Consider the following 24,689-nt stretch of genomic DNA (forward strand, 5'->3'; position numbering starts at 1 on the left):
TCACTTTCAACCCGCTGCTTCGGCTCAGCTCCCGCTCTCGCCCCGGATGAGCCGCACCAGCGGGTCCAGCGCACGGGCGAGATCGCCCGCCAGGCGCTGCAGCTCGGCCGTGTCGGCCGCGCCTTCGTTCTCGCGCAGGCGGCTCTCCAGCGCGCGGGCCGCCGCGGTCAGCTCGGTGGCGCCCAGCGTGGCCGCCACGCCCTTGAGTGAATGGGCCAGCAGCAGCGCGCCGCGCCGGTCCCCGCGCGCCAGGAGCCCGGCGAGCCTGGCCGCATCCTCGCCGTGGTGCTGGGCGAACAGCTGCAGCAGCGACTCGTAGCGGTCCTCCATGCCCGGCAGGTTCGACAGCGCCTCGGCCACGTCCACGCCCGGGTGCAGCGCCAGCCGCGCCACCAGGTCGCCCTGCGCCGGCACGCCGGCGTCCACGGGCTGCGGCGCCCGGGCCGGCACCCGGGCCTCGGGCAGCCACTTCAGCAGCGTGGCGTACATCGCTTCCGGGTCCACCGGCTTGGCCACGAAGTCGTTCATGCCCGCGGCCAGGCAGGCCGCGCGGTCCTCGTCGAAGGCGTTGGCGGTCATGGCCAGCACCGGCAGGGTCGCCAGTTCGGGGCGCGAGCGCAGCGCGCGCGTGGCCTCCAGCCCGTCCATCACCGGCATCTGCACGTCCATCAGCACCAGGTCGTAGGCCTGCCGCCGCAGCAGCTCCACGGCGACTTTCCCGTTCTCGGCCACGTCCACCTGCAGCCCGGCGCCGCGCAGCAGCTCCAGCGCCACCTCGCGGTTGACGGCGTTGTCCTCGGCCAGCAGCACGCGCGCGCCGGCATGGCGCAGCCGCAGCTCGGCCTCGGCCTGCGCCAGCTCCGGCGCGCCGGCACGCAGCGGCGCGCCGCGCCCCAGCCAGGCCGTGAACCAGAAGGTGCTGCCCTGCCCCGGCGTGCTGCGGGCGCCGGCCTCGCCGCCCATGAGCGCGGCCAGCCGCCGCGTGATGGCCAGCCCCAGGCCCGTGCCGCCATGCCGCCGCGTGGTGGACAGGTCGGCCTGCTCGAAGGCCTCGAACAGCCGCGGCAGCTGCGCCTCGGGAATGCCCGCGCCGCTGTCCTCGACCTCGAAGCGCAGCAGCAGCCGCTCCCGGCGCTCCTCCAGCACCCGCGCCCGCAGCGTGATGTGGCCGCGCGCCGTGAACTTCACCGCGTTGCCGGCGTAGTTGAGCAGCGCCTGGCGCACGCGCGTGTCGTCGCCGCGCAGCCACAGCGGCCGGGCATCGGCCTCGATGTCGATGCGCAGGCCCTTGGCCGCGGCGGCGTCGCCGATGATCGAGCGCACATGGTCCAGCAGCGCCTGCAGCGCGAAGTCGCGCTCTTCCAGCTGCAGCTTGCCGGCCTCGATCTTCGACAGGTCCAGGATGTCGTTGATGATCGACAGCAGGTGCCGCGCCGCGCCCTCGATCTTGGACAGCCGCGTGGCCTGCTGCGGCGTCGGGCCTTCGCGCGTGAGCAGGTGCGTCAGGCCCAGGATCGCGTTCATGGGCGTGCGGATCTCGTGGCTCATGTTGGCCAGGAAGGCGCTCTTGGCCCGGCTGGCGGTTTCGGCCACGGCGCGCGCCTGGTCCAGCTCTGCGGTGCGCTGCTGCACCAGCTCCTCCAGGTGGTGGCGGTGCGCCTCCAGCTCCTTGGCCATGCGCATCTTCTCGGTCACGTCCTCCTGCACCGAGACGTAGTGCGTCACGGCGCCGCCGTCGCCGCGCAGCGGCGTGACGATGGCGGCATCGACGTACTCGCCGCCGTCGCGGCGGCGGTTGACGAAGCTGCCCTTCCAGGTCTGGCCCGCCAGCAGCGCGCGCCACATCGACGCGTAGGTCTCGCGCGGCGTGCGGCCCGACTGCAGCAGGCGCGGGTTGCGGCCGAGCACCTCCTCGCGCGCGTAGCCGGTCTGGCGCACGAAGGCCTCGTTGACGTACTCGATGCGGCCCTCGACGTCCGTGATCATGATGGTTTCCGTGCCCTGCTCCACCGCCTGCGCCAGCTTGCGCAGCTGGGCCTGGCTGGCGCGCAGCGCGGCGTTGGCGGCCTCGGCGCGGGCGCGCTCCACCACCGCCTCCTCCATCAGGTCGAGCGCGGCCTGCCGCGCCTCGCGCTGCGCCTGCAACGCCGCGGCTTCCTGCTCGCGCAGCGCCGCCTCGGCCTCGACGCGCTGCGTGATGTCCTCGGTGAAGATGACGATGCCGCCCACGCCGCCGTCGCCCTGGTGCCAGGGCCGCACCATCCAGCGCATCCACTGGCGGCGGCCGTCGCGCCGCTCGAAGCTGTCGGCCTCGGCCTGCACCACCTCGCCGGCCAGGCCGCGCCGGTGCACCTCCCTCCAGCGCTGGGGCACGTCCGGGAATACCTCGTAGTGCAGCCGTCCGACCAGCGGCCGTCCGTCCAGGCCGAAGGTGCTGATCCAGTGCCGGCTCACGGCCAGGTAGCGCATGTCGCGGTCGAACATCGCCAGCGCCACCGGCACGTGCTCGATGAAGAGCTGCAGCCGCTGCTCGCTTTCGCGCAGCGCCTGCTCGGCCTGCTTGCGGGCCTGGATGTCCTCGACCACGGAGATGAAGCAGTCCGGGCCGCCGTCGGCCCGCCAGGTCATGGACACCGTCAGGTTGGCCCAGACGAGGCTGCCGTCCTTGCGGATGTAGCGCTTCTCCAGCGCGTACTGCGTGATCTCGCGCGCCAGCAGGCGGCGCGAGGCCTGCCAGTCGGGCGCCACGTCGTCCGGGTGCGTGATGTCCTGGAAGCGCAGCGCCATCAGCTCCTGCGGCGTGTAGCCGACGATGTCGCACAGCTTGCGGTTGACGCGCAGCCAGCGCCCCTCGGGCGTCAGCAGCGCGATGCCCACCGCCGCCTGCTCGAAGGTGGCGCGAAAGCGCTCCTCGCTGGCGTCGAGGCTGGCCTCGGCCTCGCGCCGGCCGCGCTGGGCGGCGTCGAGCAGCCCGCGCACGGCCGCGATCTCGGCGATCTCGGTGCGGCCCGTCGACGCCCCGGCGGGCTGCGCCAGTGCCGCCACCGCGCGGCCCAGGCGCCGCCCGGCCAGCAGCCCGCCCAGCAGGGCCAGCAGCGTGGCCACCAGCACCGCCACCGCCAGCCCGCCGGCGGCCTCCACCCATTGGGCGCGGTACACGCTGCGCGGAATTTCCACCGCCACGGTCCAGGGCGCGGTCATCTGCGGGGCGGTGAAGCGGGCGGCCTCGCGCAGCGAGGTGCCCGACGGCGGCGCGAGCCGGGCGACGGCCGCGCCGCTGCCGTCGAGCAGCGACAGTGCCCAGCCCGCGGGCAGCCGCACCGTGTCGAGCTGCTGCTGCAGCTGGCGCGCCTCCACCACCGCCATCAGCACCAGCGGAGCGTCGCTCTGGTGCTCGGCCGGCACGGCGATGCCCACCACCGGCTCGGGCGAGAACGCGCCGACGACCAGGTCGCCCACCGCCGCGCGCCCGGTGGTCAGGGCCAGCGGCGTCGCCGCGCGGCCTGGCGGGTGCACCAGCGGCGGCAGCGGCGTGCCCAGCGGCACGCGGGTGCTGAACAGCACCTGGCGCCGCGCGTCGGCCAGCACGACGTGGTGGCCGAACTGCTGCCGGAAGTCCTGCGCCGCCTGGTACAGCGCCTGCCAGCGCAGGCCTTCGCGCGGCTGCGGCCAGCGCGCGAGCACGTGCAGCGCGGCGATGCGCGCGGCCAGGAACTGGTCCACGGCGGCGGCGACCTGGCGCGCTTGGTTGATGGCCTCGCGCTCGCTGGCGTGCCGCGCCTCGTCCACCCGGTTCCATGCCAGCCAGCCCGCCAGCAGCGACAGCGGCAGCACGCACCACCACACCAGCCGCGCGAGGTATTGCGCCAGCGGCAGGCCGCGCCGGCGGTGGGCCGCGATGTCCGGAATCACGGCCTCGACCAGGCCGATCATGGGCAAGCCGTCCCGGCGCCGGCCAGGACCTCACTCGAACCCGGCGAAAGGAGGGCCTGGCCGTCAGCGGCTTCCGTGGCGTGGGGGGACAACTTCAGGTACTTCAGCAAGACGGAGCCAGACATCGGGCCGCCCCGTGGCGGCACCCGGCGGTGTTTTACGCCAGTGCGGCGTCGAAAGCCTGCTCCAGGCGGCGCACGGCGCCCTCGACGTCGTGCCATTTGTCCAGGCCGAACAGCCCGATGCGGAAGGTCTTGAACTCCGGGCCCTCGCCGCACTGCAGCGGCACGCCGCCGGCGATCTGCACACCTTGCGCCAGCAGCTTGCGCCCGGTGTGCAGCTCGGGGTCGGTGGTGTAGCTCACCACCACGCCCGGCGCCTGGAAGCCCTCGGCCGCCACGCTGGGGAAGCCGCGGCGCTCCAGCATCGCGCGCACCCCGCGCCCCAGCGCCCACTGCGCCTCGCACAGCCGCTGGAAGCCGCGGCGCTGGGTCTCGCGCATGGCGTCGCGCGTGTGCAGCAGCGCGTCGGTGGGCAGCGTGGCGTGGTAGGCGTGGCCGCCGCCCTCGTAGGTCTGCATGATCTGCAGCCACTTCTTGAGGTCGCAGGCAAAGCTGGTGCTGGTGGTGGCGGCGATGCGCTCCAGCGCCGTCTCGCCCAGCATCACGAAGCCGGCGCAGGGCGAGCCGCTCCAGCCCTTCTGCGGCGCGCTGATGAGCACGTCCACCGCGCACTCGCGCATGTCCACCCACACCGCGCCGCTGGCGATGCAGTCCAGCACGAACATCCCGCCCACGCGGTGCACCGCCTCGCCCACGGCGCGCAGGTAGTCGTGCGGCAGCACCATGCCGGAGGCGGTTTCCACATGCGGCGCGAACACCAGCTCGGGCTTGACGCGCTCGATGGTGGCCACGACCTCGTCGATCGGCGGCGGCGCGTAGGGCGACTGCGCATCGTTACCCTGGCGCCGCGCCTGCAGCACGGTGGTCTCGGCGGGGATGCCGCCCATCTCGAAGAGCTGGCTCCAGCGGAAGCTGAACCAGCCGTTGCGGATCACGAGCACGCGCCGCCCGGTGGCGAACTGCCGCGCCACGGCCTCCATGCCGAAGCTGCCGCTGCCGGGCACGACGGCCACCCCGGCGGCGCCGTAGGCGTCGCGCAGGATGCTGGAGATGTCACGCATCACGCCCTGGAACTTGGCGGACATGTGGTTCAGGGCGCGGTCGGTGTAGACCACCGAGTATTCGAGCAGGCCGTCGGCATCCACGTCAGGCAGCAGGCCGGGCATGGCAGTCTCCTTGTTTCTGGTTTCGGGGGATCGGCGCAGCTTAGCGGAACGCTCTGCACCTGCCGCCGGGCAGGCAACCGACGTGCTCAGCCCTTGCGGCAACGCAAGCCCGCGCGGGCGAGCGGTCCCGCCCACTGGGAGCACGAAACCATGTTCATCTTCTTCTCCAACAAGCTCGGCTGCCTGGGCTCCATCGTGGTCTCGCTGATCGGGACGGCCATCGTGGTGGGGTTGATATGGTTGCTGTGAGTGGCCTTCCTGGAGTCGCCGCTGGGCGGCCTGGACAGCCGGACGCCGCGCCAGGCCATCAAGCAAGGCCAGGCGCAGCGTGTCATTGAACTGGCTGCGCAGGTTCTGCACTCTCTATCACGTGTCCGTAATCAGAATATCCGCGACTCGAATCAAAATTCCTTTTGCCCTTGGGGTTGCATGAAAAAATATTCAAAATCACTGGCGCTTTGGGTGCGGATCGAAACCACAAATTAATTTTTGTGAGCCTGTTTCAGGTGTTCAAAAGTTCAGTAAATTTCTCATTCATTATCTAAAGAAAGCATGCAAGCCCACCACCTGCAGCGCATCCATGTCCCGGGCTGCCTGCTGCGCCCGTTCGAGGAGCGCGATGCCGCCGATTTCGTGCAGGCGGCGCGGGAATCGCTTGAAACTGCCGGGGCCTGGCTGCCCTGGTGCCACGCGGGTTATAACGAGGACGAGGCCCGCACCTGGTTTCGCAACTGCCACGTGAACGCGCGGGCTCGCAATACCTTTGAGTTCGGTGTTTTCGCGACCAACGGCGAGCATTTTCTCGGCAGCGCCGGGCTCAATTACATCGACTGGCCCAACCGCTGTGCCAACCTGGGCTACTGGGTGCGCCAGTCGCGGCAGCGGCAGGGCATCGCCACGGCCTGCGTGGCGGCCTTGAGCGAATTCGGCTTTCGCAACCTCGGCCTGCACCGCATCGAGATCGTCGTGGCCGTGGGCAACGAGCCCAGCGCGGCCGTGGCCCGCAAGTCCGGCGCGCTGTTCGAAGGCATCGCCCGCAACCGGCTGTTCCTGCACGGCGCCCCGGTGGCGGCCCGGGTGTATTCGCTGGTGCCCTGACCGAAAGCGAGGTGCGGCCCGCCGGCTCAGCCCACGGGCCCGGCTTGGCGCGCCAGCGGCAGCTCCAGCGTGAACAGCGCCCCACCCTGCGGCGCATTGCCCGCCGTCAGCCGGCCGCCGTGGCGCTCGACGATGCCGTAGCTGATCGACAGGCCCAGCCCGGTGCCCTTGCCCACCGGCTTCGTCGTGAAGAAGGGATCGAACACGCGCGACAGCAGGCCCTCCGGAATACCCGGGCCGTTGTCGCGAAAGCGCACGCGCACACGCCCGGCGTCCGCCTCGCTCTCGATGCACAGCGCAGGCTCCTCGGCGCCCTGCGGCCGCACCGCGGCGTCGTGGGCGTTCTGCACCAGGTTCATCACCACCTGCATCAGCTGCCCCGCGCTGCCCGAAACGGTGCAGGGCGCGCCCGGCGTCCAGTGCACTCTGAAACCCTGGGCCGTGCCCTTGCACACCCAGTGGATGGCGCGCTCGATCACGGCGTTCAGCTCTACCTCGGCATGCTCCTCGCGGTCCACCGCCGAGAAGCGTTTCAGGCCCTGCACGATGTCGGCGGTGCGCTGCGCGCCTTCGAGCATGCCGTCGATCAGCGAGGGCAGATCGGCCAGCACATGGTCGATGCGCAGGGAACGGCGCAGCGCCGCGAGCGTCGCCTCGTCCTCGTGCGCGTGCACCGCTTCCAGGTACTGCCCCAGCCGCTGCCCGTAGCGCTGCAGCGCGTGCACGTTGCCCAGAACGAAGCTGATCGGGTTGTTGAGCTCGTGCGCCACGCCCGCCACCAACCGGCCCAGCGAGGCCAGCTTTTCGGAATGCAGCAGCTGCTGCTGCGTGCGCTTGAGCGCCTCATGCGCCTCGCGCAGCTCGCGGTAGGCACGCTTGATCTCGGCCATGGGCCGGCCCACGAACACCGTGCCCACGCGCCGGCCGTTGCCGTCCACGCGCGGCGTGCAATTGAGGTCCACCGGCACGGCGCGGCCCTGCGCGTCCAGCAGCTCGATCTCCACCGCCTCGCCCGCGCGCGAGGCGCCGCGCTGCTCGACGATGGCGCGCAACCGCCCGGCGGCTGCCTCATCGGCCAGCAGCGCGTAGACGCTGGTGCCGCGCAGCTCGGCCTCGCCGCGGCCGACCAGCTCGCGCAGCGCGGCGTTGGTCTCCTCGATGGCGCCCCGGTGGTCGCAGGCCACCAGCACGTCGCTCATGGCCGAGAGCAGGCTGAAGATGAACTGCTGCGACTGCTCCAGCTGCGCGTTCTTCTCCTCCAGCGCCACCTCGTCGCGCAGCAGCTGCGAATAGACCTCGTCCATCTTCTGGATCACGTCGATCCAGGTTTCTTCCTCCACGCCCTCCAAACGCGCCTCCTCGCCCAGCAGGCGGCGGCGCTGCGGGTCGTCCAGGGGCGAGGGACGCGGGGGACGGTCGCCGTTGCTGTCGCTCATGCCGCCGCTCAATGCACCGTGCACACCATGCACGGGTCGAAGGAACGCACCACGTGCTGCACCGCCACCGGCGTGGCCTCGCCCGCGCGCACGGGCACGCCTTCGAGCGCGGCCTCCAGCGCGCCGGGCGTGCCCGCGGCGTCGCGCGGCGAGAAGTTCCAGGAGGTGGGCGCGACGATCTGGTAGCTCGCCAGGCGTCCGCGCCGCACCTCGATCCAGTGCCCCAGGCTGCCGCGCGCCGCCTCGACCAGGCCGACGCCGTGTCCCTCCTCCGGCAGCGTCACCTCGGCGCACCAGGGCTCGCCCGGGCGCAGCGCGCGCAGCCACTGCTCCATCAGCGGCACCACGCGCGCGAGCTCCAGTAGCCGCGCCAGCGCCCGGGTGTAGACGGTGCCGCCGCAGCGCCGCACCGCGTCCACCACCAGCGGGTGCCCGGCGGCGAGTTGCCGCGCCACCGCGCCGCACTCCACCACCCGGCCGCCCAGGCGCGGTGCCTTGTTCCAGGTGTAGGCCTCGGGCTTGTCCGCGTCGGGCTGCGTCAGGCCCTGGCGAGGGTGCAGCGGGCCGCCGGCGTCGGCCAGCCAGGCATGGGTGGCGTCCTCGGTGATGGCGGCCAGGTCCAGCGGCTGCAGCGTGCGCAGGTCGGCATCCCAGACCCCGCGCGGCACCTCGTGCGTGCCGTCGGACCGCAGCCAGGCGCCGTAGCTCAGGAAGCGCCCCGGCCCGGGGCCCAGCAGGTCCAGGCGCAGCGCCTGCGCGATGCGCAGGAAGAAGCCGAAATCGCCGCGCTCGCCCCCGGCCAGCCAGGCGCGCAGCGCGGTTTCATTCTGCAGCGCCGCCACCTCCTCCAGCGGCGCGCCAAAGAGCTGCTGCTGCAGGAAGTCGCGGAACTCGCGCATCTGCGCCAGCAGCCGGATGCGCTCCGAGGGCTCCACCGCCCGCGTGCAGCCGCCGGGGTGGATGGCATGCGTGTGCGGCCACTTGCCGCCCAGCGTGCCCAGCAGCCGGAACCAGCGCTGGCGCGCGGCGATGGCGCGGCGCTGCTGTTCACCGGCCTGCGCCTCGAAGCGCCGCAGCGCCTCGGCATGCCAGGGCTCGGCCGCGTACACCGGCCGCGTGAAGTCGGGCATGAAGAACAGGTAGAAGTGCGTGAGGTGGTCGGCCAGGTTCTCGGTGGCCAGCATCAGGTTCTGCGCCAGCAGCCCGTTGGGCGGGACCGGCTCGCCGGCCAGGTCGGCCAGCGCGCGCGCCGCCGCCACCGACTGCGACACCGAGCAGATGCCGCACAGCCGCGGCACGATCACCAGCGCGTCCAGCGGCTCCTTGCCCGGCAGGATCTGCTCGAAGCCGCGGTACATGGGCGAATTCACGCGCGCCGAGGCCACGCGGCCCTGGGCCAGCTCCAGCTGCACTTCCAGGTCGCCCTCGACGCGGTTGAAGGGACCGACGATCAGCCTGCTCATCTCTAGGTTCTCATTCCAAATTCACTTGGATCATGAAATGACCCGTTCGTACTGAGGTATCGAAGTACGAATCCGACAGGCTGCGATGGCTGCACCCCGGCGGGGGCCGTTCATCCTTCGATGCGCCGTAGGCGCGCCCTGCCCTGAGGTATCGAAGAGTCAGGACGAACGGTGAATACTTCATTGGCGAGCACGAGTCGAAATCACTTCAGCCGCGTGCGCTTGACCGCCGGCGGCACCACCACGTGGTCCGCCACGGCGTTGAGCTTGACGCGTTTCGGGGTCGCGCTCTTCGACAGGGACGCCAGCGCCACGAACCAGGCCTTGGGCATGTCGGTGGGCAGCCCGATGGGGATGCCGGCGACCTTGGGCGTGACGTGGAAGGCGTGGCCGGGCTCCTGGAAGCCCGGCTCGGTGCAGCTCACGCAGGCGTAGCCGCCGCGCGTGCACGAGCCCTCGCCGTTCCACAGCCGCGTGTTGCAGTCGGCATGCGCCTGCGTGCCCTTGCAGCCCCGGTGTTCCATCATGCAGCCCAGGTCGCCGGGCTTCTCGGCGCTGGCCTTGAACTCGTAGTACTCGTTGCGCGTGCAGCCATGGTGCACGAGCTGGTCGGCATAGAAGCGCGGGCGGTTGAGCGGGTCCAGCTCCGGCGCGCCCAGCAGGCCCTCGGCCAGCGCCATCAGCGTGTCGGTGACCCAGCCCGGGTGCGTGGGGCAGCCCGCGACGTTGACGACCGGCAGCCCGCCCGCGGCGCGGAACTCCGTGCCCAGCAGCCCGCCCGGGTGCTCGTCCTCGTACTGCAGCCCACAGGCCTCGGTGGGATTGGGCCCGCCGGCAGTGACGCCGCCCCAGGCCGCGCAGCTGCCGATGGCCACCACGTGGCGCGCCACGCCCGCCAGGCGCCGCACCCAGGCGATCATGGGCACGCTGGTGCCGGCCAGGTGGTGGAAGCGCCCGCTGCCGCCCGGCCCGCGCAGCAGCGCCCCTTCGATGCACAGCGCATCCAGCCGCACCCGGCCCGCGATGCAGTCCTCCAGCAGCTGCTTCACCTCGTGCCCGCTCTCCAGCGACAGCGAGGGATGCCAGAGCAGGTTGATGCCGGCGTTGCGCAGCAGCGCGTGGAAGTCGGTGGTGTCGGCGCACAGCAGCGACATGCTGCAGCCGCCACAGCCGCCGGACTGCAGCCACAGGACGTTGAAGGGCTCATGGGCGCTCATCACTTCTCCTCCAGCCCAAACCGCAGCAGCTTGGCGCGCAGCCCCACGCGCGACAGCCCCAGCTCGCGCGCGGCGTGGGTCTTGTTCCAGCGCAGGCGCAGCATCACCTCGCGCAGCAGCATCGCTTCCATGGCCTCCAGCCGCTGCGCCAGCGTGCCGCTGGCGGGCAGCGCGACACCGTTGGCGTGGCCGTTGCCCGACGCGGCGCTCACGCCGGCCTGACCATGCAGCACCTTCAGCGAGAACAGCCGTGCCGGAACGATGTCCTCGTCGCTGAGCGCGGCGGCGCGCCGGATCTCGTTGCGCAGCTCGCGGATGTTGCCCGGCCAGGGATAGCCCAGCAGCACCGGTGCCACGTCGTCCGCAAAGCGCAGCGCCGTGCGGCCCAGCTCCAGCCCCACGTCGTGCAGCAGCCGCTGCGCGATGGGCGCGATGTCGCCCAGGCGTTCGCGCAGCGGCGGCACCGACAGCGTCACGCCGGCGACGCGGTAGTACAGGTCCTGGCGGAAGCGTCCGGCGCGCACCTCGGCCTCCAGGTCGCGGTGCGTGGCCGCGATCACGCGCACGTCCACCGGCACCGGCGTGGCCGAGCCCACCGGCCGCACCTCGCCCTCCTGCAGCACGCGCAGCAGCTTCACCTGGAAGGCCGGTGAGGTCTCGCCGATCTCGTCCAGGAAGATCGTGCCGCCGTGCGCGCGCTGGAACAGGCCGGGGTGGTCGTCGTAGGCGCCGGTGAAGGCGCCGCGCTTGTGGCCGAACAGCTCCGACTCCAGCAGCGTGTCGGCAATGGCCGCGCAGTTCTCGGTGACGAAGGGCTGCGCCGCGCGCGGGCTGGCGTAGTGCATGGCGCGCGCCAGCAGCTCCTTGCCGGTGCCCGACTCGCCCAGCACCAGCACCGGCAGGTCGTAGCGCGCAAGGCGCTCGGCCATGGCGCACACGCCGTCCAGCGGGCTGCCTGGGGCGCGCTCGATGCGCTCGAAATCGAACACCGCGCGCGCCCGCGCCAGCGCCTCGCTGCGGCGCTGGCGCAGCACGGGCGTGGCGGTGCGCAGGTCCACGTCCAGGCGCTGCAGGCTGCGCTGCAGCGTGCGGGTCTCGGCGGCGGCGCGCACGGTGGCCAGCAGCGCGTCGGGCACCCAGGGCTTCAGCACGTACTGGTGGATGCCCGCCTCGTTGAGGCCGGTGATGATGTCCTCGCTGTCGGTGTAGCCGCTGACGATGATGCGCACCGCCTCGGGCCAGCGCTGGCGCGCCTCCTTCAGGAACTCCACGCCGCTCACGCCCGGCATGCGCTGGTCGCACAGGATCACCGCCACCTCGTGCCGCTCCATGAGCGCGCGCGCCTCCTCGGCCTGGCTGGCTTCGAGGATGTGGAACTCCTCGTCCAGCGTGCGCCGCATCGCCTCGCGCGAGCGCGCCTCGTCATCGACGACGAGGACGACGGGCAGCAGGTCGGGAGGCGGCAGGTTCATGGAACTTCAGGCGCAGCGGGGACGGGGCGAAACCGCGATTGTCGGCCGCCCCCACGGCTCAACAGATCCGCGGCAGCTGCTCCCCGCTGAGCCAGTCCACCACGCGCCGGCCGCCCAGCTTCGTCGCCATCTGCACGAAGCGGTGCGGGTCCTCGGTGACGGCGCCGATGCGCGCCGCGTGGGCGCCCAGCGGATGCGCGCGCATGGCGGCCAGCACCGCATCCGCGGCTTCCGGCGCGCAGATCGCGACGAGCTTGCCCTCGTTGGCGACGTACAGCGGGTCCAGCCCCAGCAGCTCGCAGGCGGCGTCCACCTGCGGCAGCACCGGGATGTCGGCCTCCCACAGCAGCATGCCCACGCCCGACTGGCGCGCGATCTCGTTGAGCGTGGTCGCCAAGCCGCCGCGCGTGGGGTCGCGCAGCACGTGCAGATCACCCTCCCGGCCCGGCAGCGCCGCCAGCATGTCGGCCACCAGGGCGTGCAGCGCGGCGGTGTCGGAGACGATGGCCGTCTCGAAGGCCAGCGATTCGCGCTGCGACAGCACCGCCACGCCATGCTCGCCCAGGGTGCCGGAGACCAGGATCACGTCCCCGGGGCGGGCGTTGGCGCCCGAGGTGTCCACGCCCGGGGCGGCCACGCCCACGCCGGTGGTGGAGATGAACACGCCGTCGCCCTTGCCTTTTTCCACGACCTTGGTGTCGCCGGTCACGATGCTCACGCCGGCTTCGCGCGCGGCGGCGCCCATCGAGTCCACGATGCGCTTGAGGTCGGCGAGAGGGAAACCTTCTTCGAGGATGAAGCTGGCGCTGAGGTACAGCGGCGTGGCGCCGTTCATGGCCACGTCGTTGACGGTGCCGTGCACGCTCAGGCAGCCGATGTCGCCGCCGGGGAAGAACAGCGGCGAGATCACGTGCGCGTCGGTGGCCACCACCAGGCGCCCGGCCGCGGGCAGCGGCAGCGCCGCGCCGTCGTGGCCCTGGCGCAGGAAGGGGTTGTCGAAGGCCGGCAGGAACAGCTCCTCGATGAGCTGCGTCGCGGCCCGGCCGCCCGCGCCATGGTTCATGTCCACGCGCCCGGTCTTCACGTTCAGCGGGCGGACGTAGTCCTTCTTGATCGTGCTCATGGCGTCTTTCAAGCAGCGACGACGGGAATGTCCCGAAACCGCCCGTAGGCGTAATGCGCCGCGCAGGCGCCCTCGGAGGACACCATGCACGAGCCCATCGGGCTCTCGGGCGTGCACACGGTGCCGAAGAGCTTGCAGTCGGTGGGCCGCTTGACGCCGCGCAGGATCTCCCCGCAGGCGCACTGCTTGTGGTCCGGCACCGGGCGGTAAGTCAGGCCGAAACGCTTCTCGGCGTCGAAGCGTTCGAATTCCGGCCGGATCTGCAAGGCGCTGTTCGGCACCTCGCCCAGCCCGCGCCACTCGAAGCTCTCGCGCGGCTCGAACACCTCGGCCACCACGGCTTGCGCTGCCGCATTGCCCTGGCGCGTGACGGCGCGGGTGAATTCGTTTTCGACCTCGGCGCGCCCCTCGTTGACCTGGCGCACCAGCATCAGCACCGCCTGCATCACGTCCAGCGGCTCGAAGCCGGCGATGACCACGGGCTTGCGGTAGTCGCGCGCGAAACCTTCATAGGGCGCCGAGCCGATGACGATGCTCACGTGCGCCGGGCCGATGAAGCCGTCCAGCGGCACCGTGCGCCAGTCGCGCACCTCGGGCGAATGCAGGATGTGCGTGATGGCTGCCGGCGTGAGCACGTGGCAGCACAGCACGCTGAAGTTCTTCAGGTCTTCCGCCGCGGCCTGGCGGATCACCAGCGCCGTCGGCGGCGTGGTGGTTTCGAAGCCGATGGCCAGGAACACGACCTCGCGCCCGGGATTCGTGCGCGCCGCCTGCAGCGCGTCGGCCGCCGAATAGACCATGCGGATGTCGCCGCCGCGCGCCTTGGCGCGCATCAGCGACAGCGCCTCGCCGCCGCCCGCGCCCGGCGAGGCCGGCACGCGCAGCGTGTCGCCGTAGGTGCAGACGATGGCGCCGCGCTCCAGCGCCAGGTGGATCGCCAGGTCGATGCGGCCGATGGGCAGCACGCACACCGGGCAGCCCGGGCCGTGGACCATGCGCACGTTGGGCGGCAGCAGCTCCGTCACGCCGTAGCGCGAGATGGCGTGCGTGTGGCCGCCGCAGAACTCCATGAAGGCGTAGGCGCGTGCCGGGTCCGCCTCGGCCGCCAGGCGCGCGGCGATCTTCTGGGCGATGGCGCCGTCGCGGAACTCGTCGATGTATTTCATGGCGCCATCACCTCCGTTCGCCCTGAGCTTGTCGAAGGGCTTGCGGGCTGGCCGGGCGGCAGGGCTTCGACAGAGCCTGTCCTGAGCTTGTCGAAGGGCTCAGCCCAAACGGAATCTCCGGCCTCCAGCGCCGCCAGCTCGCCGAACAGCGCCAGCGTGCGCGCGGCCTCCTCGGGGTCGATCATCCCGATGGCATGGCCGACGTGGACGATGACGTAGTCGCCCGCGCGCGCCTCGGGCACGAGCGCGACGCAGACGCTCTTGCGCACGCCGCCGAGATCGACCACGGCATCCATGCCGCCCTCGGCGAGGCTGACCACGCGGGCCGGTAAAGCTAGGCACATGAGACGGTCTCCGTCGGGGTGGTGGGTGCCGGGGTGGTTTCAGGAAGGGCCGCCGGAGCGGCGGCAGGCGTCGGCGAGGGTGATGCGGTGGATGCAGCGCCCCGGCCCGCGCGGCGCTCCTCGGCAAGCTGCAGCGCGGCAGCCCAGGCTTGCCCCAGCGCCAGGCCGGCGTCGCCGCAGCTCACGGCCTGCGGGCGCAGCGGCGGCAGGCCCAGGGCCTGCAGCGTGTCCAGCAGCCGTGCGCCCAGCAGCCGGTTGAAGAAGCAGCCTCCCCCCAGGGCCAGCTGCAGGGCGCCGTGGGCATGAGCCGCCTGCAGCGCCCAGTGCGCCAGCGCGTCGGCAAGCTGGACGTGGAACAGCGCCGCCGCCTCGCCACGCTGGCCGGCGTCGCCCATGGCGGCCACGCCTTCGAGCAGCGGCAGCAGCGCCAGCGTGCCGTCGGGCTGGATGGCGGGCAGTGGAGGCTGCGCCAGCGCCTCCATCAGCGTGGGCAGCGCGACGATGGTGTCGGTCGCCAGCCGCTCCAGCGCGATGGCGGCCTCGGCCTCGGCCGCCTGGCGCACCGACAGGCCCAGCAGCCCGGCGGCGGCATCGAACCAGCGCCCGGCGCTGCTGGAGGCCGGGCAGTTCAGGCCGCGCGACAGCAGGGTCGCCACCAGGGCGGCGGCGTTCTCGCCCACGGCCGGGCCGAGCCGGGTACGGATTTCCGCCCCGCGCCCCAGCGCGTGCAGCACCGCGGCGGCCAGGCGCCAGGGCTCGCGCGCCGCGGCGTCGCCGCCGGGCAGCGCCAGCGGCTGCAGGTGGCCCAGGCGGCGCCAGCGCGCGCCGTGCACCAGCAGCAGCTCGCCGCCCCAGGGCGAGTCGTCGGTGCCCAGGCCCACGCCGTCCAGCGCCAGGCCCACCAGCGGGGTGTGGATGCCCTGCTCCGCCTGCACCACGGCGATGTGCGCGTGGTGGTGCTGCACACCGATGGCCGGCACCCCCAGCCGCTCGGCCAGCGCCAGCGCCAGCCGGGTGCTGTGGAAGTCGGGATGCAGGTCGTGCGCGATGGCGTCCACCGGGCCCAGTGCCAGCAGGCGCTGCACGGAGTCTTCCAGCGCGGTGCAGGCGGCCGGGTCGTCCAGGTCGCCGTGCAGCGGGCTCATCAGCGCGCGCGTGCCGTCGAGGCGGCAGGCCGCGTTCTTGAGCCAGGCGCCGACGGCCAGCACGCGCGCCGGCGCGGCGCGCGGCAAGGAAATGCAGGTGTCCATCAGGCCGCGGTCACATGTTCTGAGCCGCGGAGCGCCACTTTTCCAGCTCGCGCTCCAGGTCGGCGATGCGCTGCTGCAGCGCCACCTCGCGCCCGCTCAGCTGCGGCATCTGGCCGGCATGCAGCAGCCAGTGCAGCCAGGCATCCATGCCGTCGCCGCGCGTGGCCGAGACCTGCAGCACGGCGATGTCCGGATTCACGCGGCGCGCGTACTCGATGCAGCGCTCCACGTCGAAGCGCACGTAGGGCAGCAGGTCCACCTTGTTGAGCAGCATCAGCTTGGACGCCGCGAACATGTCGGGGTACTTGAGCGGCTTGTCCTCGCCCTCGGTCACCGACAGCACCGCCACCTTGGCCGTCTCGCCGAGGTCCCACATGGCGGGGCACACGAGGTTGCCCACGTTCTCGATGAACAGCAGCCGCTCCACATGGCCGTGGCCGTGCTCGTGCGCGTGCCCATGCTCATGGCCCTGGTGATGGTCGTGCCCGTGCGCATGCCCGTGGTGATGGTGGCCATGGCCGTGCGCGTGGGCATGGAAGGGCAGCCGGTTGAATGCGTCGGCGACCATCTGGGCGTCGAGGTGGCAGCCCTTGCCGGTGTTGACCTGGATGGCCGGCGCGCCGGTGGCGCGGATGCGGTCGGCGTCGAAGCTGGTCTGCTGGTCGCCCTCGATCACGGCCACCTGCACGGCCGGGTGGCGCTTGCGCAGCGCCTCGATGGTGGCGCACAGCAGCGAGGTCTTGCCCGAGCCGGGGCTGGACACCAGGTTCAGCGCCGTGACGCCGTGGCCCTGGAAGTGGGCGCGGTTGAGCGCGGCCAGGCGGTTGTTCTCGCCCAGCACGTCGGCCTCGATCCTGATGGCCCGTTCGGGGCTCATGCCGGGCACCGACACCCGCGCCGCGCCGGCGCCGTAATGCAGGTCGCCCTGGGCATCGACCACGGCCGCGCTGGCGGGGCGGCTGTCCGGCGTCGGGTGATCGGCGCATCCGCAAACGACACACATGTTCTGGTTCTCCTTGATCAGTCCTGGACGCTCATGTCCACCACGCGCAGCTCGGTGCCGCCCGTGGGTTGCAGTTGATGGCCGCCGCAGCCCGGGCAGGGGTCGGTGCGCTGCGCCAGCTCCACCTCGCCGCCGCAGCGCATGCACCAGCAGCGCCCCGGCGGCTCGGCGATGTCGATGCGCGCGCCTTCCAGGCAGGTGCCCGGGGCCAGCGTCTGCAGCGCGAAGCGCAGCGCGCGCACCTCCACGCCGGCGAAGCGGCCCGCTTCCAGGCGCAGCATGGTGACGCGGCGGAAACGCTCGCGCCGGGCGGCATCTTCGACGATGCGCAGGATGCCCCCGGCCAGGCTCACTTCATGCATGCAGCGCCTCCTCTTGCGTTGCCGCGCGCCAGGCCATGCACGGGTCGAAGCCCAGCACCAGCGCCTGCACGGCCGCCGGCTCGCGCACCGACTGCAGCGCCAGCGCGGCGGGGCCCCGCGCGTCGAAATTCCAGTCGGTGGGCGAGACCACGCGGCAGGCGGTGACGCACTCGTCATCGCTCAGCGCGATGCGGTGCACCAGCAGGCCGCGGGCGGTCTCGGTCCAGGCCAGGCCGGTGCGCTCGCCGGTGCGGGCCGCGCCGCAGGCCAGGGCCTGCGCGCCCGTGGCCGGGCCGTCGGGGCTGGCGAGGCGGACCAGGTCACTGAGTCGGCTCGCGGACAACATCCAGGCATTGTCCGCGTGCGCCGGATTGCGCCCGTGGCGGCGGCACCAGGGGCCTGTGGCATATGGCACACCGGCGCCGTCCTGCAGCGGCGCCTCGGCGGCCAGCCGCGCGCACAGCGCCTGCATCGAACCGTCGGCCGCGTCCAGGTGCACCGGCCGGTGTGGCGTCATCAAGTTGACGCCTTGGAAGCGGAGCCGCTGCAGCAGCCGGGCCACGGGCGTGTGCTCGCGTGCGCTCCAGTCCGCCAGCCACGCGGCGCCGTCGCATTCCCAGGCTGCCAGCCAGGCCGCCAGCGGCTGGGCCAGCAGTTCCTCCGCCACCCACTCGCCCAGCGCCGCCGTCGCAAGCTCAGCATCCAGCGCCGGCTGCCACAACGGGCAGCTTTGCAGCAGGGCCGGCGTGGCGGCGGGCAGTCCCACGGCCGGCGGGGCATCGACCAGCAGGCGGCGCAGCTGCTCCTGCGCGGTGCGCCACTGCAGCGCGCGCGCCTCGGCCGGGGCCGGCGGCGGCAGCACCGTGCCGGGCGCACCGCGGGCCGCCTCGATGGCGCGCCGCGCCGTGAGCGTGTGCGCATGCCCGCACAGCGTGAACAGCGTGCCCAGCAGCGCCGGCGCCGAGGCGGCCGGCCGGCCCAGCACCAGGCGCTCGGCCCGGCGCAGGCCCTGGCGCTCGATGTTGGGCCGCGCCCGGCCCGGGTGCAGCACCAGCCGGCCGCTGAGGGCGTCCAGTGAGCTCATCGCGTGGTCTCCGCCGGGCGGCGGCCGAAGAGCAGGCCGCGGCGGGAGAGCTGCGGGGAGGTGTTCGTTCGTACCGCGCTGGTCGAAGGGCTCACTGCTTGGTCGGGCTGCGGGGCTTCGACAGGCTCAGCCCGAACGGAATCCTTCACCGCCATCGCAGAGCCGTGCCGGGACGACTGGATAGGTTGCCGCAAGTGCGCCAGCGCGGCCTGCGCCACGGCGCGCGCGGCGGCCTGGTCCGCGAACTCGAACACGGGCGAGAACAGCGAGCAGGCCTCGAAGCGGCAGCCGGCCTCCTCGGCGGCGATGAAGGACAGCGCCTCGCCGCCCAGGCGCCGCAGCCGCGAGGTGCCCGGGGTCGATGCGGGTGCGTGCGCATCGGGCAGCCACAGCAGGTTCATGAACCAGGGCGTGATGAGGATGCCCAGCAGGCCGGGCCCGCCTTCGTCGTCGGCGTGGCGCTGGAAATCCACGGCCTCGGCGCGCAGGGCCACATTGAGGATCGGCACGCCCGCCATGCGGGTGCGCGCGATTTGCTCGAAGGCATGTACAAGCCCTTGGATGCGCTGCATGGTCAACCGAAAAATCAGGTGACGACCATGAACTGCTCCGCATCCCCGTCGCACTGCGGGCAGCGCCAGTGCGGCGGCAGCGCGGCGAAGGGCGTACCGGGCGGGATCTGCCAGGTGTCGTCGCCCTGCGCGGGGTCGTACACCCACCAGCAGATCTTGCATTCGAGCCGGGTGTCGGCCGCCAGGCGGCTGCGGTCGCCCAGGTAGCTGCCTTCGAAGCGCGCCCCGCTCATGACAGTGCCTCGGCTTCAGCCGGCGCGCCCTCGACCCAGCGCAGCACGTCCTGCAGCCGCTCGTGCGAGTCCTGCAGGTCCTCGGCCGCGGCGCAGGCGGCCTGCGGCATGTCGGTGATCTCGACGGTGTTGAGGATCACCGCGTCCTGCGAGTTGTAGTAGACGACGCGCCAGCCGTGGCGCAGCCCGGTGTTGGTGATGCGGCAGTTGCCGTAGCCGCGCGAGAGCACCAGCACGCGCCCGGTGCCCAGGCGGTGGTCGATGAGCGCGATGTCCAGCGGCGACACCGGCAGCAGCGTGAGGTTGAGCACGTGCGGCGCGCTCCCGGGCCGCCAGCGCCAGGCCGCGTCCTCGATCTCGGCAATGAGCTGCGGCGCGTTCATCACCTCCGGCGGCAGCGGCTCCGGCAGCGCCGGCACGATGAAGTGCGCCGTGTCGGCCGCGGCCATGTCGCGCAGCACCTGCGGCACGGCGCCCACTTCCAGGTGGTCGCGCACGACGGCACCGTCGCCCAGTACCGTGACTCGCCAGACGCCGGCGAACACCGACTCCTGCACCTGCACCTCGCGCCCGCCCTCCTCGGCCGGCAGCACCCGGGCGCTGACCTCGCCCTCGCCCAGCACCTGGTTGACCAGCGCCAGGTCCGCGGCGCCCAGCCCGGAGAGCGTGACGCAACGCGTGCCGCCCTCACGGCAGACCAGCTCCAGCGCCTGCAGCGCGCGGCGCAGCACCTGGTGCGCCGCGGCATGCCCGGCCAGCTCCTCGGGTTCGGGCAGCGCCGGCGTGCGGAAGGTGTCCATGCCCTGGGGCATGGTCATGTACTCCAGCGTCTCGTCCTCGGCCTGGCTGCCGGGACCGAAAGGCACGACGGGAATGGGAAAAGCTTTCATCGGCAACCTCCTTCAGCCGCAGGACGGGCCGCCGGCGCTGCCGACCACCGGGATGCCGACGCCCGGGATGCGCGAGGGCGGCAGCGCCAGCGCTTCCCGCACGCGGGCCACGAACTCGGGCCAGTCGTGCATGCCGGGCAGCGTGGTGACGTACCGGCCGTCGCGCGTGAACACCAGCGAGGGCCAGCGCTGCGAGCCCAAGCGCCGCGCCACGGCGTCCTCGGCCGAGCGGCGCACCAGGCCCATGGCGAAGCGCCCGGGCATGGCGCGCAGGATCTCCGGCAGCACCACGGCCACGTCCAGCCCTTCCGGGAAGCGCACCGGGTCGCCGGCCAGCAGCAGCACGCGGTCGCCGGCGCCGGCAATCCAGTCATCCAGCGTGGCCTCGTCCACCCAGGCGGCGCCATGGCGCTCGACCATGTTCACCAGCACGGCGGGCGTGTCGGCGGCAGGCGCTTTCATCAGGGAAGCAGGTTCAGCCATCGGAGATACGGCTTGGTTCATGGCTGTGCGAAAGAGTCAGTCGTTGGGAGAAGGGAGGCCGGCCAGCGCCGCCACTTCCCGGGCGCTCATCGCCGAGGGCAGCGCGAAGCCCGGGTCGTCGGCAAGGAGCGGTTGCCCGCCCAGCGCGCCGGCAAGCAGGTCCAGCGCGGCATTGACCTCGGCGGCGCGCTGCGCATCGATGCGCTCGCGCGCGGCGTCCAGGAACACGAGCAGCCACTCGCCGGCGGCCACTTCGCCCACCAGGGCCGTGTCCACCTCACGCTGCTCGCCGCGGCCCCGCACCAGGGCGCGCCGCGCCGAGGCCGACACGACCTGCATGGGAATGCCGATGCACATGGCCTCACTCCTCGGCCGGCGCGGCCAAAGGCAGGAAGCGCGCGTCGCCGATGCGGCAGGCGGCCTCGGCGCTGGGGCGCTCGCCCTCGTAGCGCTCCAGCGCCAGCGAGGGCAGCGTCACACTTTCCCCTGCCTCGACGCGCGCCCGGGGCTGGCCGCCCCACTCGCGCAGCGCCTGCACGCCCAGCGCCAGCGCGTCTTCCAGCGCGGCACGCACGCTGGGGCGCAGGCTGCCGCCGTAGTCCTCCAGCTCCTCGGGCTGGCAGCCGATGAGCAGCACGCGCTCGGGATAGTGGCCGGTGAGTTGCGCCAGCGACAGCACCTCCTGGAAGCCGGTCTGGTGCAGGCTCATCTTCTTGGCGCCGAGGAAGCGCGGCACCTCATCGTCCTCGACCACCTTGAGCGTGCCCGGCGGCAGGCCGTAGTCGATGGCGTCGAAGATCAGCAGCTGCCTGGCGGCCTGCACGTAGTGCAGCAGGTACAGGCCCTGGGTGCCGCCATCGACAAGCTGCACGTGCTCGGCGAAGCCGTAGCGCTGCCCCAGCGCCTCGACGCAGCGAATACCAAAACCCTCGTCGGCCCACAGCAGGTTGCCGATGCCCAGCACCACGATGGGCGCGTAGCCCTCGGCGCAAGGGTCGGCGGCGACGGACGGTACTGCTCGGGTGTCCATCGCCGCTCAATCCTTGAAGGTGCGGTAGCCGGAGATCATGGTGCTGACCACGCTCTGGCGGCCCATGATGTCCTCGCGGATGGCGGCGTAGACATGCAGGATCACGAAGATCAGCATGATCCACAGCCCCAGGTGGTGCCAGGTGTGCACGTCCTGCGACTGGCCCATGAGCGGGATGAGCCAGCCGAAGGCGCGGTCGGCCCACGAGCCCATGCCCAGCCCCTCGCCGTAGAGCGCGAAGCCGCTGACGGCCATGAACACCGACAGCAGCAGGAACACGAAGAACATCGCGAAGCGCGCCAGCGGGTTGTGGCCCACGTAACGGTTGGGCTGCGGAATGAGGAAGGCGTACCACTTGAGCATCGACAAGATGTCGGCCCAGTAGGCCTTGCTGAAGACAGGCACCGTGAACAGCTCGCGCGCATGGTGGTTGCCCACGAAGGCCCAGTACAGGCGGCCCAGCAGCCCGATGGCGAACACGTAGCCCGCGGCGAAGTGCGCGAAGCGGATATAGCCCATCAGGAAGTGGTCGCTGGCCTCGCCGGGCAGCGTGGGCAGCGGCGAGCCGATGAGGTAGCCCGTGACGCCCAGCACCGTGATGGCCAGCGCGTTGATCCAGTGCCACACCCGCACCGGCGCCTCGTAGACGTACACCGAGCGGATGGGATGTGCGCGCACCAGCTCGCGCGCATCCGCGCCGGGCAGGTGGTTGAGCTCCTTGGGGACGGCGGACATGGCGCTCTCCTGGGGCGTGCGGGTCAAAGGCGGGCGGCCAGCATCGCCAGGCCGCCGGCGCCCAGCGCCGCGCCGGTGACGGTCCAGGCCAGGGCGGGCAGCCGTTGCGCGCGCACCGCCAGCGCCAGGCCGGCGCCGTGCAGCGCGGCCGTGGCGGCAACGAAGCCGGCGGCAAAGGCCGCGAAGCCGCCGGCCGGGGCCTCGGCGCCATGCGCCAGGCCATGGGCCAGCGCGGCCAGCGCCACCAGCGCCAGGCCCGCGTTCGGGCTCATGCGCCGGCCCAGCGCCACCAGCACGCCGCACAGCATGACGCTGGCGGCGATGGCGACTTCCACGCCCGGCAGCGCCACGCCGCCCAGGGCAGCCAGCGCCGCGGCCAGCATCGCGGCCACGAACACGGCCGGGGCCTGCCAGCGCCGCGCCGCGGGCAGCGCGCGCGCCGACCACAGGCCCACGGCCACCATGGCCAGCAGGTGGTCCAGGCCCAGGAAGGGATGCGCCAGGCCGTCGGCCAGGCTCGTGGCATGGCCGGGGTGCGCGGCGGCGGTGCCGGCCACAGTAGCCAAGGTCAGCGCAGCGGCAGCGCGCGACAGGACGCGGGACGTCTTCAGGTTTTTCATGCGGGTCTCCTTGGGTCGCGCGGCTTCAGCGCACCTTCACCGTGGTCAGCTCGCGGCCGTCCTCGCTCATCACGTGCGTGGAGCAGGCCAGGCAGGGGTCGAAGGAATGCAGCGTGCGCAGCAGCTCCACCGGCTGCTCGGGATCGACCATGGGCGTGCCGATGAGCGCGGCCTCGAAGGCGCCGATCTGGCCCTTGGCGTCGCGCGGGCTGCCGTTCCAGGTGGTGGGCACCACGCACTGGTAATTCTCGATCCTGCCGTCCTTGATGCGGACCCAGTGGCCGAGCTGGCCGCGCGGCGCGGCCACCTGGCCCACGCCCTTGGCCTCCTTGGGCCAGGTGGCCGGGTCCCACTTCTCGACGTTGGCGGTGGCGGTGTCGCCGGCCTTGATGTTGGCGACGAGCTCCTTGTAGTCCTCCACCATCATCTCGGCGCAGTATTGGCTCTCCAGGCAGCGCGCCAGCGTGCGGCCGATGGTCGAGGGCAGCATCTGCTTGAGCGTGAGCTCGGTGGTGGGCAGGCCCAGCGCCTTGGGGAACCCGCTGTTGATCATCGCGGCCGCGTACTCCAGCTGCTCCTTGGGGCGCTGGGCGTACTTGTTGCCCTTCTTGGCGTGCGCGTAGGCCAGGATGTAGCGCGGCAGCGGGCCCACCTCCATGGCATGGCCGCGCCAGCGCGGGGCCTTGATCCACGAGTACTTGGCGCTCTCGTCGATCTGCTCGATGTTCGTGCGGCTGCCCTTGGTCTTGGCGCCGAGCTCGAAGTTGGGCTCGGTGACGCCGTCCCAGGGGTGCAGGCCCTTGCTCTCGTCGGCGTACTTGTACCAGCTGTGGGTGACGAACTCCTGGATCTGCTCGGGATCGCGCGCGTCCACCTCGTGGATCTCGTCCCAGTTGCCGTTGAGGATCGCCCCGCCGGGCAGTTGATCCGTCGACTTGTCGTAGTTGAGCTTCGGGTACTCGCCGTAGTCGCTGACGTTGAGCGCGGCCAGGCCGCCGCCGTGCAGCCACCCGGCCTGCTTGTACAGCGTGCCGATGGCCAGCACGTCGGGCAGGTAGACGTTCTTGTTGAACTCCACCATCTCGTCGATGCGCGCCTTGACGAAGTTCAGCCGCTCCATCGTGATGGGCGCGCCCACGGCGCCGTTGCCGTCGAGGTTGATGGCGCAGGGCACGCCGCCCACGAGGTAGTTCGGGTGCGGGTTCTTGCCGCCGAAGATGGTGTGGACCTTGACCCACTCCTTCTGCAGGTCCAGCGCCTCCAGGTAGTGCGTCACCGCCATCAGGTTGGCCTCGGGCGGCAGCACGTAGGCCTTGTTGCCCCAGTAACCGTTCATGAAGGGGCCGAGCTGGCCGCTCTCCACGAACTTCTTCAGCCGGTTCTGGATGTCGCGGAAGTAGCCCGGCGAGGACAGCGGGTGCGAGGGCGACACCAGCTGCTGCAGCTCGCTGGTCTTCTTGGGGTCGGCCTTGAGCGCCGACACCACGTCCACCCAGTCCAGCGCGTGCAGGTGGTAGAAGTGGACGGCGTGGTCCTGCACCTGCAGCGTCTTGGCCATCATCTCGCGGATGAGGTGCGCGTTCTTGGGGATCTTGATGCCCAGCGCATCCTCCACCGCGCGCACCGAGGCCAGCGCGTGGCAGCCGGTGCACACGCCGCAGATGCGCTCGACGAAGGCCCAGGCGTCACGCGGGTCGCGGCCCTTGAGGATGACCTCCAGGCCGCGCCACATGGTGCCGGTGGAGACGGCGTTGCGGATGACGTTGTTGCTGTCCACGTTGACCTCGCATCGCATGTGGCCCTCGATGCGGGTGACGGGATCGACGACGATGCGGCGGCCGCTGTCGTCGAGGTTGAAGCCTTGGGTGGCGTAGGCGGTCATGGCTT

At 72.0% G+C, this 24,689-nt stretch carries 24 protein-coding genes; 2 read left to right on the forward strand and 22 right to left on the reverse strand.

The genetic code is table 11. The features are described from left to right. Positions 1–24: 24 nt before the first annotated feature. Positions 25–3,933, reverse strand: a complete 3,909-nt coding sequence (locus HHL10_RS12095; protein ID WP_169160618.1) for a PAS domain S-box protein — start codon at positions 3,931–3,933, stop codon at positions 25–27. Between the two features lie 157 nt (positions 3,934–4,090). Further along, the gene (locus tag HHL10_RS12100; RefSeq protein WP_169160619.1) at positions 4,091–5,221 is read right to left on the reverse strand and encodes a pyridoxal-phosphate-dependent aminotransferase family protein; all 1,131 of its coding nucleotides are present in this window, start codon (positions 5,219–5,221) and stop codon (positions 4,091–4,093) included. A gap of 249 nt (positions 5,222–5,470) precedes the next feature. On the opposite strand from HHL10_RS12100, the gene HHL10_RS12105 reads away from it, so the two are divergent. Both HHL10_RS12105 and HHL10_RS12110 read left to right on the forward strand, forming a co-directional pair. After that, positions 5,471–5,707, forward strand: coding sequence for a hypothetical protein (locus HHL10_RS12105; RefSeq protein WP_169160620.1), 237 nt, complete (start codon positions 5,471–5,473; stop codon positions 5,705–5,707). Positions 5,708–5,773: 66 nt separating this feature from the next. After that, positions 5,774–6,319 (forward strand): GNAT family N-acetyltransferase, encoded by a 546-nt coding sequence (locus tag HHL10_RS12110; RefSeq protein WP_169160621.1) that lies wholly within the window; start codon positions 5,774–5,776, stop codon positions 6,317–6,319. Between the two features lie 26 nt (positions 6,320–6,345). Here the strand turns inward: HHL10_RS12110 and HHL10_RS12115 are convergent, their stop codons facing one another. The 20 genes from HHL10_RS12115 to HHL10_RS12210 all read right to left on the reverse strand — a co-directional run bounded on the left by HHL10_RS12115 (position 6,346) and on the right by HHL10_RS12210 (position 24,684). Beyond that, a complete protein-coding gene (locus tag HHL10_RS12115; protein WP_169160622.1) occupies positions 6,346–7,755 on the reverse strand; it encodes a sensor histidine kinase in 1,410 nt (469 codons plus the stop codon). 8 nt (positions 7,756–7,763) lie between these two features. After that, positions 7,764–9,218 (reverse strand): nickel-dependent hydrogenase large subunit, encoded by a 1,455-nt coding sequence (locus HHL10_RS12120; protein ID WP_169160623.1) that lies wholly within the window; start codon positions 9,216–9,218, stop codon positions 7,764–7,766. Between the two features lie 203 nt (positions 9,219–9,421). Then, a complete protein-coding gene (locus HHL10_RS12125; protein WP_169160624.1) occupies positions 9,422–10,435 on the reverse strand; it encodes an NADH-quinone oxidoreductase subunit B family protein in 1,014 nt (337 codons plus the stop codon). Further along, positions 10,435–11,907, reverse strand: coding sequence for a sigma-54-dependent transcriptional regulator (locus HHL10_RS12130; protein ID WP_169160625.1), 1,473 nt, complete (start codon positions 11,905–11,907; stop codon positions 10,435–10,437). Before HHL10_RS12130 ends, HHL10_RS12125 begins: the two co-directional genes overlap by 1 nt. Positions 11,908–11,965: 58 nt before the next feature. Further along, entirely contained in the window at positions 11,966–13,030 is a 1,065-nt protein-coding gene (hypE, locus tag HHL10_RS12135) for a hydrogenase expression/formation protein HypE (protein ID WP_169160626.1), read from the reverse strand. 8 nt (positions 13,031–13,038) lie between these two features. Then, positions 13,039–14,196 (reverse strand): hydrogenase formation protein HypD, encoded by a 1,158-nt coding sequence (gene hypD, locus HHL10_RS12140; RefSeq protein WP_169160627.1) that lies wholly within the window; start codon positions 14,194–14,196, stop codon positions 13,039–13,041. Continuing rightward, positions 14,193–14,540 (reverse strand): HypC/HybG/HupF family hydrogenase formation chaperone, encoded by a 348-nt coding sequence (locus tag HHL10_RS31345; RefSeq protein ID WP_169160628.1) that lies wholly within the window; start codon positions 14,538–14,540, stop codon positions 14,193–14,195. The genes hypD and HHL10_RS31345 overlap by 4 nt, the downstream gene beginning before the upstream one ends. Continuing rightward, entirely contained in the window at positions 14,531–15,790 is a 1,260-nt protein-coding gene (locus HHL10_RS12150; RefSeq protein ID WP_169160629.1) for a Kae1-like domain-containing protein, read from the reverse strand. Before HHL10_RS12150 ends, HHL10_RS31345 begins: the two co-directional genes overlap by 10 nt. Before the next feature lie 10 nt (positions 15,791–15,800). Further along, a complete protein-coding gene (gene hypB / locus HHL10_RS12155) occupies positions 15,801–16,793 on the reverse strand; it encodes a hydrogenase nickel incorporation protein HypB (protein WP_169160630.1) in 993 nt (330 codons plus the stop codon). A 17-nt stretch (positions 16,794–16,810) separates the two neighbouring features. Further along, positions 16,811–17,155, reverse strand: coding sequence for a hydrogenase maturation nickel metallochaperone HypA (gene hypA / locus HHL10_RS12160; RefSeq protein WP_169160631.1), 345 nt, complete (start codon positions 17,153–17,155; stop codon positions 16,811–16,813). Beyond that, complete coding sequence (locus tag HHL10_RS12165; RefSeq protein ID WP_169160632.1) at positions 17,148–18,239, reverse strand: hypothetical protein; 1,092 nt, start codon at positions 18,237–18,239, stop codon at positions 17,148–17,150. The genes hypA and HHL10_RS12165 overlap by 8 nt, the downstream gene beginning before the upstream one ends. Further along, complete coding sequence (gene hybE, locus HHL10_RS12170; RefSeq protein WP_169160633.1) at positions 18,236–18,811, reverse strand: [NiFe]-hydrogenase assembly chaperone HybE; 576 nt, start codon at positions 18,809–18,811, stop codon at positions 18,236–18,238. The genes HHL10_RS12165 and hybE overlap by 4 nt, the downstream gene beginning before the upstream one ends. Positions 18,812–18,825: 14 nt before the next feature. After that, on the reverse strand, positions 18,826–19,044 hold the full coding sequence (locus tag HHL10_RS12175) for a rubredoxin (protein ID WP_169160634.1): 219 nt from the start codon (positions 19,042–19,044) through the stop codon (positions 18,826–18,828). Further along, complete coding sequence (locus HHL10_RS12180) at positions 19,041–19,934, reverse strand: hydrogenase expression/formation protein (protein WP_169160635.1); 894 nt, start codon at positions 19,932–19,934, stop codon at positions 19,041–19,043. The genes HHL10_RS12175 and HHL10_RS12180 overlap by 4 nt, the downstream gene beginning before the upstream one ends. A 12-nt stretch (positions 19,935–19,946) precedes the next feature. Continuing rightward, the gene (locus tag HHL10_RS12185) at positions 19,947–20,396 is read right to left on the reverse strand and encodes a thioredoxin domain-containing protein (RefSeq protein WP_235971383.1); all 450 of its coding nucleotides are present in this window, start codon (positions 20,394–20,396) and stop codon (positions 19,947–19,949) included. Between the two features lie 57 nt (positions 20,397–20,453). Continuing rightward, complete coding sequence (locus HHL10_RS12190) at positions 20,454–20,774, reverse strand: HypC/HybG/HupF family hydrogenase formation chaperone (protein ID WP_169160637.1); 321 nt, start codon at positions 20,772–20,774, stop codon at positions 20,454–20,456. A 4-nt stretch (positions 20,775–20,778) separates the two neighbouring features. Then, positions 20,779–21,447, reverse strand: coding sequence for a HyaD/HybD family hydrogenase maturation endopeptidase (locus HHL10_RS12195; RefSeq protein WP_169160638.1), 669 nt, complete (start codon positions 21,445–21,447; stop codon positions 20,779–20,781). Between the two features lie 6 nt (positions 21,448–21,453). Continuing rightward, positions 21,454–22,182: a Ni/Fe-hydrogenase, b-type cytochrome subunit gene (cybH, locus tag HHL10_RS12200; protein WP_169160639.1), complete on the reverse strand. Its 729-nt coding sequence runs from the start codon at positions 22,180–22,182 to the stop codon at positions 21,454–21,456. 23 nt (positions 22,183–22,205) lie between these two features. Continuing rightward, complete coding sequence (locus HHL10_RS12205) at positions 22,206–22,802, reverse strand: HupE/UreJ family protein (protein ID WP_205833013.1); 597 nt, start codon at positions 22,800–22,802, stop codon at positions 22,206–22,208. A 25-nt stretch (positions 22,803–22,827) separates the two neighbouring features. Next, positions 22,828–24,684 carry a nickel-dependent hydrogenase large subunit gene (locus tag HHL10_RS12210; protein WP_169160640.1) on the reverse strand — a complete coding sequence of 619 codons (1,857 nt, stop codon included), beginning with the start codon at positions 24,682–24,684 and terminating at the stop codon, positions 22,828–22,830. Between the last annotated feature and the right edge of the window lie 5 nt (positions 24,685–24,689).

This window comes from Azohydromonas caseinilytica (assembly GCF_012927045.1).
GTDB lineage: Bacteria > Pseudomonadota > Gammaproteobacteria > Burkholderiales > Burkholderiaceae_C > Azohydromonas > Azohydromonas caseinilytica.

Excerpts from the sequence above, each read along its gene's own strand:
- HHL10_RS12095 (WP_169160618.1), bottom strand. The coding sequence starts at position 3,933 with ATGATCGGCCTGGTCGAGGCCGTGATTCCGGACATCGCGGCCCACCGC.
- HHL10_RS12100 (WP_169160619.1), bottom strand. The coding sequence starts at position 5,221 with ATGCCCGGCCTGCTGCCTGACGTGGATGCCGACGGCCTGCTCGAATAC.
- HHL10_RS12110 (WP_169160621.1), top strand. The coding sequence starts at position 5,774 with ATGCAAGCCCACCACCTGCAGCGCATCCATGTCCCGGGCTGCCTGCTG.
- HHL10_RS12115 (WP_169160622.1), bottom strand. The coding sequence starts at position 7,755 with ATGAGCGACAGCAACGGCGACCGTCCCCCGCGTCCCTCGCCCCTGGAC.
- HHL10_RS12120 (WP_169160623.1), bottom strand. The coding sequence starts at position 9,218 with ATGAGCAGGCTGATCGTCGGTCCCTTCAACCGCGTCGAGGGCGACCTG.
- HHL10_RS12125 (WP_169160624.1), bottom strand. The coding sequence starts at position 10,435 with ATGAGCGCCCATGAGCCCTTCAACGTCCTGTGGCTGCAGTCCGGCGGC.
- HHL10_RS12130 (WP_169160625.1), bottom strand. The coding sequence starts at position 11,907 with ATGAACCTGCCGCCTCCCGACCTGCTGCCCGTCGTCCTCGTCGTCGAT.
- hypE (WP_169160626.1), bottom strand. The coding sequence starts at position 13,030 with ATGAGCACGATCAAGAAGGACTACGTCCGCCCGCTGAACGTGAAGACC.
- hypD (WP_169160627.1), bottom strand. The coding sequence starts at position 14,196 with ATGAAATACATCGACGAGTTCCGCGACGGCGCCATCGCCCAGAAGATC.
- HHL10_RS31345 (WP_169160628.1), bottom strand. The coding sequence starts at position 14,540 with ATGTGCCTAGCTTTACCGGCCCGCGTGGTCAGCCTCGCCGAGGGCGGC.
- HHL10_RS12150 (WP_169160629.1), bottom strand. The coding sequence starts at position 15,790 with ATGGACACCTGCATTTCCTTGCCGCGCGCCGCGCCGGCGCGCGTGCTG.
- hypB (WP_169160630.1), bottom strand. The coding sequence starts at position 16,793 with ATGTGTGTCGTTTGCGGATGCGCCGATCACCCGACGCCGGACAGCCGC.
- hypA (WP_169160631.1), bottom strand. The coding sequence starts at position 17,155 with ATGCATGAAGTGAGCCTGGCCGGGGGCATCCTGCGCATCGTCGAAGAT.
- HHL10_RS12165 (WP_169160632.1), bottom strand. The coding sequence starts at position 18,239 with ATGAGCTCACTGGACGCCCTCAGCGGCCGGCTGGTGCTGCACCCGGGC.
- hybE (WP_169160633.1), bottom strand. The coding sequence starts at position 18,811 with ATGCAGCGCATCCAAGGGCTTGTACATGCCTTCGAGCAAATCGCGCGC.
- HHL10_RS12175 (WP_169160634.1), bottom strand. The coding sequence starts at position 19,044 with ATGAGCGGGGCGCGCTTCGAAGGCAGCTACCTGGGCGACCGCAGCCGC.
- HHL10_RS12180 (WP_169160635.1), bottom strand. The coding sequence starts at position 19,934 with ATGAAAGCTTTTCCCATTCCCGTCGTGCCTTTCGGTCCCGGCAGCCAG.
- HHL10_RS12185 (WP_235971383.1), bottom strand. The coding sequence starts at position 20,396 with ATGAAAGCGCCTGCCGCCGACACGCCCGCCGTGCTGGTGAACATGGTC.
- HHL10_RS12190 (WP_169160637.1), bottom strand. The coding sequence starts at position 20,774 with ATGTGCATCGGCATTCCCATGCAGGTCGTGTCGGCCTCGGCGCGGCGC.
- HHL10_RS12195 (WP_169160638.1), bottom strand. The coding sequence starts at position 21,447 with ATGGACACCCGAGCAGTACCGTCCGTCGCCGCCGACCCTTGCGCCGAG.
- cybH (WP_169160639.1), bottom strand. The coding sequence starts at position 22,182 with ATGTCCGCCGTCCCCAAGGAGCTCAACCACCTGCCCGGCGCGGATGCG.
- HHL10_RS12205 (WP_205833013.1), bottom strand. The coding sequence starts at position 22,802 with ATGAAAAACCTGAAGACGTCCCGCGTCCTGTCGCGCGCTGCCGCTGCG.
- HHL10_RS12210 (WP_169160640.1), bottom strand. The coding sequence starts at position 24,684 with ATGACCGCCTACGCCACCCAAGGCTTCAACCTCGACGACAGCGGCCGC.